The sequence below is a fragment of the Streptococcus thoraltensis DSM 12221 genome (assembly GCF_000380145.1).
Lineage (GTDB): Bacteria > Bacillota > Bacilli > Lactobacillales > Streptococcaceae > Streptococcus > Streptococcus thoraltensis.
In genome coordinates, this window is sequence record NZ_KB904618.1 from 1 (window position 1) to 2,873 (window position 2,873).

2 protein-coding genes are annotated in these 2,873 nt (G+C 34.8%); one reads left to right on the forward strand and one right to left on the reverse strand.

What is annotated here, in order from left to right; genetic code table 11:
* Positions 1-821: 821 nt before the first annotated feature.
* Positions 822-1,313 (forward strand): PASTA domain-containing protein, encoded by a 492-nt coding sequence (locus A3IA_RS0108085; protein WP_018380824.1) that lies wholly within the window; start codon positions 822-824, stop codon positions 1,311-1,313.
* Positions 1,314-1,370: 57 nt separating this feature from the next.
* On the opposite strand, the gene A3IA_RS0108090 is transcribed toward A3IA_RS0108085, so the two are convergent.
* A complete protein-coding gene (locus A3IA_RS0108090) occupies positions 1,371-2,219 on the reverse strand; it encodes a MetQ/NlpA family ABC transporter substrate-binding protein (RefSeq protein ID WP_026217631.1) in 849 nt (282 codons plus the stop codon).
* Positions 2,220-2,873 lie beyond the last annotated feature (654 nt).

The window sequence follows — 2,873 nt, forward strand, 5'->3', positions numbered from 1 at the left end:
CGAAATAGAATTCCTAGGAAATCTTTAAATTATCGAACACCATATCAGGTTTTTCTGAGTTACGTAAAATGTCTAGCTTAATTTGACAATTTGGGAAGATAAAACAACTATTTCAGCGGATGGAGCTGTTTTTTTATTCATCACAATAGCTGTTATGGGCTGGATCGATTGATTCTATCGTGTCCTAGCTACTGACGGTATTATTATTTAAGGTAAATGAATTGATTTGACTGTATTTGTTAATAGTCGAAAAAAGTTTACCATCTGGTAAGATTGCTGATAGGCATTGGTAGCGTATTGCCTCCCGTGTTGTCTGATGAATCAAGATAACTCCTTTAAAATCAGACGTTGATACGAAATGATTCAAACAGTTAGTGTACCTTTTTGTAATCTGCTTGAAATGACAAGGGGACGTTTAATTAAAACAATATCATTATCAAGTCGTCTGATAATAGATTGTGATTGTATTTTTCTTCAACAAAATTGAGAATATTGCTTTTGAAAAGGCTTCAGAATTTCTCTTGCTTTCTTGTAAGAACTAGCATTTTTCAACGCTTTCTTAGCCTTAACGACACTAAGATTTCAATCGTTATCTCAAGCATATGAGTCCAAATCGTCCATCCTTCTCTAATAATTTTTTCCTACCTTTCAGGACTAGTATAATGTCTCCTTTCTTTTGATACTATTAGTTTAGCAATTTTAGTCTTCCTATAACCTTACAATTAAAAAAAGTATCCTTACAATTTTGTAAGGTTGGAGAGATAGCTTTGATTTAATTTTTGATATAATAGGGTTATATTAGACCTCGAGGAGTATGTATTATGGTAAAAACAAAACTAAAAATGCCAAGAAAGTTAAGTTCGGTTGGTCGTTTATTTTCCATTATTCCTGACACAACCGCTATCATCAGTAAAACGATTGAAAATGGACGACCAATTATCGAAAAACACATGGAACAACGCCATGAACGTCAGATGTCCTTAGTAAAGATTGATAATGTGGTTAATTTGACTCTTGATGAAGCACGGCAACATCTGGAAAATCAAGGATTTGTGGTTTCTAGTATTCCTGCTAAACCTGCGAAAAAATATGCAAGGGCGCGTGAAAATGAAGTTGTCCAAATGTTTCCAAAGTCTGGCAAGCAGCCAAAAGGTTACCTGGTTAAACTCTACTACGTCGATTTGGATATCATCAATGCCAGTCAAGAATTAATCGATGAAGAAACACGGCGAACTGTTGAACGAAATCAAGCAATCTCTGATACATTTGAAAACGTCAAAAATGTGATACCTTTTAACCGTAAAAAAGATTAGATTAAGAAAAGGTAATGAGCCAATTGGACTCATTACCTTTTTTGCTATCATTTAATCTTACCAAACTGGCTCATCAAGACCTTCTGAACTTTCTTTGATGACTTTTTTCACTTCATCAGTCTGATAAGCATCTAAAACGGCTTGGATGGCGTCAGCCTTTTGGGATTTTTTCCAATCTTTCTTCGCTACAATAAGATTATACCATTGTTTAGCGTTGTCACCCTTAGGCTCGATAAAAATAGCCTTACTTGGGTCAATACCTGCTTCTACAACAAAGTCATTATTGATAACTGCTGCATCTGCAGACTGTAATTGACGAGCTGTCTGTGCTGCATCAACTTCTACAATATCTAAAGTCTTTTCATTTTTAGTCACATCGTCAAGCGTAGCAAAAGTGTCACCTGACACCCCTAATTTAATCAAACCAGCTGATTGCAAGAGGTAAAGGGCACGACTTTCATTGACAGTATCGTTAGGGATAACGATCGTGCCTTTGTTTGGAATATCTTTGACATCAGTGTATTTATTTTTGCCCCCTTCAGTTCCAGAATAGAGACGAAATGCTGTAATGTAAGTTTCTGCAATACCTACAAGGTCTGTTTTATGCTTCTTATTCCACTCGTTTAAGAAATTATAATGCTGGAAAGCATTGATGTCAATTTCATCATTTTCAAGAGCTTTATTAGGTTGGGAGTAATCCGTAAATTCAGTGTATTTGATAGTTACATGTTTATCTTTAAGTAATTCTTCAACCTTGTTCCAACGTGCTTCCTCAGAATCACTTTTTGCCATTGTTCCTACTTTGACCACAACATTTTCATCGGCAGATTTTGAGCCACAGGCCGTCAAGAGAAATGCTGAAGCAACTGCAATCGTTCCAAAATTTAACCATTTTTTCAATCTCATCATCTAATCTCCTCCAAATTTAAGATACACCTAGTCTAACATGAGATATTATTTTTGAAAAATTCTTATTATTTAAGCAGATATATAGTTAAAAACTATACCAAAGATGTGTTCGCCCATAAAACATGGGTAGACTTGGTTTCGGACTAGGGGGATAAAAGGTTTTAAAAAAGCTATTTAGTCCCTTTTAATTATCATCGCAAGATATTTATTTTAGTTGCTAGAGGTTTAGGAACTTTCTCAAAAATAAAATCGAATGTTCACTTCGAAAGTATCACTCTGACCTTTACCGATGATTCGATTTAGGCGATCGTCTTGTAGACACTATCTGAACTCGCAAAGAGTTACAGTCAGATTTTAGGGGTAAGGTACGGCAGTTGACATTGTCAGTACAAGGTCTATTATTTAATAACGACATGAATTTTGGATGAACTTCATTTACCTTTCTTCCTTTTTGATGCTCATTTTTTGTTCAACTTGAATTTATTTTTCCACCTCATTTTCACCCTAAGAAAAACAAGTCTGAAAAGATTACCAAAAGGGCTGCCAAAGTTTTTTCAAACCCAAATTGTCAAATTAAGCTAGACATTTTACGTAACTCAGAAAAACCTGATATGGTGTTCGATAATTTAAAGATTTCCTAGGAATTCTATT

Coding starts and splice junctions, on each gene's coding strand:
- A3IA_RS0108090 (WP_026217631.1), bottom strand. CDS start 2,219: ATGAGATTGAAAAAATGGTTAAATTTTGGAACGATTGCAGTTGCTTCA.
- A3IA_RS0108085 (WP_018380824.1), top strand. CDS start 822: ATGGTAAAAACAAAACTAAAAATGCCAAGAAAGTTAAGTTCGGTTGGT.